The 4,806-nt window shown below is 38.0% G+C and carries 7 protein-coding genes; 2 read left to right on the top strand and 5 right to left on the bottom strand.

Annotated features, from left to right (window positions below):
* Positions 1-82: 82 nt before the first annotated feature.
* Entirely contained in the window at positions 83-247 is a 165-nt protein-coding gene (locus tag HWQ36_RS19440; protein ID WP_292705357.1) for a hypothetical protein, read from the bottom strand.
* A gap of 181 nt (positions 248-428) precedes the next feature.
* On the bottom strand, positions 429-1,109 hold the full coding sequence (locus tag HWQ36_RS19435; protein ID WP_292705355.1) for an SDR family oxidoreductase: 681 nt from the start codon (positions 1,107-1,109) through the stop codon (positions 429-431).
* 317 nt (positions 1,110-1,426) lie between these two features.
* Between HWQ36_RS19435 and HWQ36_RS19430 the strand changes: the two genes are divergently transcribed.
* Entirely contained in the window at positions 1,427-1,714 is a 288-nt protein-coding gene (locus tag HWQ36_RS19430) for a hypothetical protein (protein WP_292705354.1), read from the top strand.
* A gap of 21 nt (positions 1,715-1,735) precedes the next feature.
* On the opposite strand, the gene HWQ36_RS19425 is transcribed toward HWQ36_RS19430, so the two are convergent.
* Positions 1,736-3,382: a mechanosensitive ion channel domain-containing protein gene (locus HWQ36_RS19425; RefSeq protein WP_292705352.1), complete on the bottom strand. Its 1,647-nt coding sequence runs from the start codon at positions 3,380-3,382 to the stop codon at positions 1,736-1,738.
* 175 nt (positions 3,383-3,557) lie between these two features.
* Between HWQ36_RS19425 and HWQ36_RS19420 the strand changes: the two genes are divergently transcribed.
* Positions 3,558-4,196, top strand: a complete 639-nt coding sequence (locus HWQ36_RS19420) for a hypothetical protein (protein ID WP_292705351.1) — start codon at positions 3,558-3,560, stop codon at positions 4,194-4,196.
* Between the two features lie 43 nt (positions 4,197-4,239).
* On the opposite strand, the gene HWQ36_RS19415 is transcribed toward HWQ36_RS19420, so the two are convergent.
* Together HWQ36_RS19415 and HWQ36_RS19410 are read right to left on the bottom strand one after the other, a co-directional pair.
* Positions 4,240-4,386, bottom strand: a complete 147-nt coding sequence (locus HWQ36_RS19415; RefSeq protein WP_292705349.1) for a hypothetical protein — start codon at positions 4,384-4,386, stop codon at positions 4,240-4,242.
* A 214-nt stretch (positions 4,387-4,600) separates the two neighbouring features.
* On the bottom strand, positions 4,601-4,806 hold a 206-nt coding region (locus HWQ36_RS19410; RefSeq protein WP_292705348.1), incomplete at its 5' end, for a hypothetical protein.

The raw sequence follows: 4,806 nt of genomic DNA, 5'->3' as shown, positions 1-4,806 counted from the left end.
ATTCAGGACAATTCATGTTTTAGCACCCTATATTCATACCTTATTATGCAACGCCGAAAAAGATTATGTGCTTACCTGAGATTTACCACAATATAATTGGTAAACCTGCAATGATAGAGGCAACACCTGTCCAAAGGGTGAACCACTCAATATTTCCTTCATCTAAAGCAAGACTCATTTGCTTAATTGCTGATAATAGTCCAGCTAATAGTAGTACAAAGAATGCAAAATATCTCAGAGCAGTCATACTTTGCCCTACTTGAATGTAAAAGTAAACATAATAGTTTTTTAACAGGCTCTACTATATTTTTCTGTTTCAGATTTAGCACTTTAGCGGCTAAGGATTAAAGCAATTCCCAATTTTTAATGCTGCCGTTCGCTGTTGCATTGGTTAATATACAGTCAAAACAATTCACGCATAATCAATTTCATGAAATTGTTAAGGGAATACCGTTATCTTTGGGTTTTAAATTGAGAATAAACGGAACAGCTTTCAATACCCAATCGGACACAGGTGTATAATTAGCAGCTTCTTCTCCAAAGCTAATAGAAAGCATATCAGTATGAATAATACCTGGATTGAGGGGTATAGCTGCCATACCAGTTGGCAATTCTTGTGCCAAAGAACGAGTTAATCCTTCTATTGCCCACTTAGAAGCACAATATGGTGCAACTTGGGCTGAAGTCGAACGTCCCCAGCCAGAACTAAAGTTAACAATAATACCCCGTTTCTTTTTCACCATTGCTGGTACGAAATGGCGAATTATATTCGCTACTCCTTTGATATTGATATCTATTAGAGCCGAAAATTCTTCAGATGGGATTTCCCACAAAGGTGCTGGGTTATTAATAATTGCCGCATTATTTATTACTATATCTGGCGGTGAATATTTTTGAAGTACGTCTAGTGCCCATTTTTTTACAAGCTGTTCATTTGCTACATCTACAGATGTGAAATCATTGGGCGCACTAAACTTTTGGCGTATTTTATCGAGCGCATCTGATGAACGGGCACAACCAATAACAGTATGTCCCTGTTGAATAAAACCCTCGGTCATCGCATAACCCAGACCTTTACTTATGCCTGTAATTAAGATGAGCTTACTCATATTTTTCTGCTATTCCTCGACAGCGAGAACTCTTAACCCTTAATTATCTGCTTATTAGGAGTCAAAAGCGCAAAAAAATCTTGGGCTACAGTCATGAGGAAAGAAGCGATCGCTTAATACTTGTATCTGTCCTCCTATTGTGCTAAGGCATCTACCTGAAAAGAGATTTGTACTCAATTGGTAAATTCTTACAATTAGGGACTCGTATTTTCCATCGATTTGGTGTAGCTTGTTAATTCCGTGCAAATTATTTATACCCATCTTCTCCCAACTTTAATCATCCAAATTTTAAGCCAATGCCTTTGAGGGAACAGCCAATGAATACTTCTAATAATATAGATACGAAGAAGATCATCAAAAAATCCGACAAGCTTACCCTGAGACAGATGAAGTTAATTGAAGAAGCAGAAGACCAACTTCTTCAAGCTAATACTGTCAAATATACAGCCCCTGTGGTTGAGGAGAAACCTGTAATTACTCCAGAGCCTAGAGTTGCTGACTATATTCCATTTCTTGACAATCCTCCAGTACAATCTGTGGGCAATTCCGGCTGGCAGGTTTCGGATGTCTGGCGGGATATTCGGGTGGATGATTTTTGTGGGTAGACCCCCATGATTACAGAGCGTTCATGCATCTATACCCTCTGTGTTCCTTTCAATTGTATTGGTTGAATCTATGCATGACTCCTGATTTGATAATCCTTCAACCATCTGTATTAAAGCTAACTGCATTTCTGGCGTAAATTCCAACTTTCCAGAACGCAGATGTAAATCTAACTGAGCAAAAGGAATTTCAATTTCTCGTTGCTTTAATACTTCGTAAATAATGTAGTATAAATCACTTTTGAGCAAAAATTGTTTATTAGGTTCTGTAGTCCAGACTAATAACTCAAAATTTAAGGTGTTGTTGCCAAACTCTTTAAACAGTACTAGAGGCAAAGGAGTCTGCAATACATTGGGATGCTTAGAAGCAGACTCTAACAGAGCAGATTGCACTGCTTTGGGATCTGAGCTATAGGCAACGCCAACGGGGAGATGAAGGCGAGAAATCGGGTTGCGATGGCTCCAGTTGATTACTTCTTTTTCCAAGAAGCGAGAGTTGGGTACAATAATTGAAACGTGGTCAAGGGTACGAATCTCGGTACTTCTGGCACCGATTCGTTCGACAATACCTGTATATTCCCCAACTTCCACAAAATCTCCAACCTGAATCGGGCGCTCAAATACTAGTACTAAACCACTGCCAAAATTCTTAGCAATATCCTGTAAACCAAAGCCAATTCCAACGCTTAAAGCACTTGCTAAAATTGTCAAAGAGCTAATGTCAAGCCCCCAGATTTGTAGGAGTACCAGTGTGCCAATAAAAATTAGACCATATTTTAAAAGTATTATAATCGCTTCTTGAACGCCACGATTGATGACAGTAAAAGAGAGAATCCGAGAACGTAAAAAGTTGGTTAAAGTTCCAGCAAAGATAACTAAGCCAAACAACAAACCAACCAAAATTATTAATTCAGTAAGAGAGTAAGGATTCTTTCCTAATGTCAGGATAGGTGAGGTAAAACTGGTAATCAGGATATTTGAAATTTGGTAACTCCATTGACGAGTGAAAGGAAAGAGATTAGTGATATAAAGAATCGCACTCACCCAAAGTCCGATACGCATACTTGCCAACACTAATTTGAAAAATAATTCCAATACTTTAAGTGTTTCCGAATTAGGTATAGCATTGCTAGTTGTTAAACGAAGTGAAGCTACTCGGATAAATTGATGCTTAATCCATCCCAATAGCCAACTAAATCCTACAGTTATGAATAAAATTGCTGCTGCTATAAAAGTTGTTTGTTGAAGATAGGTTCTAGTTCGCTCTAAATGAGCTTCCTGTAACGCTCCTTCAATTTGCTGCGCCCAAATGTTAGCCTGCTCATCGAGTGTACTACCTGGTAAAGTATCTTGTTGTGTAACTGTTAACAAATAGCGGTCATTTAATAAAATAGTAGGTAGCTGGTTGCGTTTTTCAATTTTAACTTGAATAGACTCAGAAGCGGAAATCACATTTTTTAGTTGTGAGTTGATTAAATGTGTCCGTTCTTGAGCGCTATACTGACCAGAATCACTGATCTGAAAAAGCTGTTGTCCATCCAAAATAACCGGAGCTTTAGTTAATGCTTGAGCAACGACAGGAGTGAACCAAAAAAATAAAACAAAAGTTAGTACTGTAATGAGAATATTAAAATATTTTGATGGTAATCGCAAAGGATGAAAATCAAACATAAAGACTCTAACCAGATATTTTTACTTCAGCTAATTAATATTAACTAGATTTCCTCGAAATCGAATTATTTTTGTAATAGTTTCTATTAGCATCGCTTTTCATGGACTAGAGACACTCAATTTGTCAGGTAGGATAGGAGACAGGATAATAAGAGTGATCCTCTATAGCAGTTCAATGGATAAACGAAAGAGAAAAAATCACAATACACCCTTCCCTTGGATGGTAGAAGAAGAAAATCTGTTCATTGCTCCTACTGGTAACGAAATAGTTACAGATGCTGGATGGGAGAAAATTTCATTTGAAGAAGCCAGAAAACTATTTAGTCCCGAAACTTTTCAAGAGTGGTACGAACTGTTCTTAGAAAATACAGATATCTCGGAAATACTTTCAGAATCTAACGTCGATATAGATTTAGATGATGAATCAGTAATAGATAACTTTTTCCAAAGGAGCAACTGGGCACCAAAACAAGTCAATTTAGTTGTAGCGAAGGCTATCTATAAAAATTATGCCTGGGTGAGAGGATTGCTGATTTCTACACCTGATGTTGAAGAACCCTATTTTCACAATTATGAAATGGAGGCAATTCGCTTAGGAATCCAATTGCGGAAATACATCAAAGAAGATATTCCAGTAATTAATGACTGCAAAGATGCTGTCAGACATTTACATGGGAGATACGCCCTCATTGGCTGGCAACCAAGAAATTGTGTGACCGCAGCTCACAACCTAAAAATATCTCAAGCTACTAAGGTTTACAATGAACTTCTCTGGGATGAAGATTGGGTAGGTGAAGAAGACGAAATTTATTAGTCAAGAACAAGAAACTCTACAACACTGGAAAATATACTTCCCATTACTGATGACTGGATAATAATAGAGTTACCGGGAAATAAGACCAGAAATCTTTGAAGAGCTTAAGAGCGATGGCGTAACCGTCATGAGCCAGTGGCGATCGCTCTAGTAATAACGTAGCGTGGGTGCGCCGTAGAGGCTCTTTCAAGCGATTTATGGACGGATGCTTGGAGCGGGGTAAAGCACTTAACAGAAATTGTTAAACTTTTTTATTCCCATAGACTAAGGCAACCGCCTGAGCAACTTTTGTAAACTATCTTTACACCAAGTCAAAGTTATAGTTGCATTGTGCATATAATAAGTTACGGCTAACTGTAACTGGAAGTTAGCACCCTGTAAATGGTTATCGCTTGGATTACGCATCAAAGGCGATACCAAAGACAAGCAAAATTCATCGGCAGCGCAATAGTTTCTATTCCGTTGCCAACATGCTCCTTCCGCGATCGCATGTTGGTGAAAGTGTTATGTATCAAGGAAAGTAGTATTAATCGTAGATTATGTCGGATAAAAGATAAGGGATATTGGTCATATCTAGGAACAGATATTCTTTCTATTTCTGGCGACCAAC

Origin of the sequence: Nostoc sp. NMS2 (genome assembly GCF_017115105.1) — a bacterium.
GTDB lineage: Bacteria > Cyanobacteriota > Cyanobacteriia > Cyanobacteriales > Nostocaceae > Nostoc.
The sequence above is the reverse complement of the archived record's forward strand: the minus strand, read 5'-3'. Positions and strand labels throughout refer to the sequence as shown.

Coding starts and splice junctions, on each gene's coding strand:
- HWQ36_RS19440 (WP_292705357.1), bottom strand. CDS start 247: ATGACTGCTCTGAGATATTTTGCATTCTTTGTACTACTATTAGCTGGA.
- HWQ36_RS19435 (WP_292705355.1), bottom strand. CDS start 1,109: ATGAGTAAGCTCATCTTAATTACAGGCATAAGTAAAGGTCTGGGTTAT.
- HWQ36_RS19430 (WP_292705354.1), top strand. CDS start 1,427: ATGAATACTTCTAATAATATAGATACGAAGAAGATCATCAAAAAATCC.
- HWQ36_RS19425 (WP_292705352.1), bottom strand. CDS start 3,382: ATGTTTGATTTTCATCCTTTGCGATTACCATCAAAATATTTTAATATT.
- HWQ36_RS19420 (WP_292705351.1), top strand. CDS start 3,558: ATGGATAAACGAAAGAGAAAAAATCACAATACACCCTTCCCTTGGATG.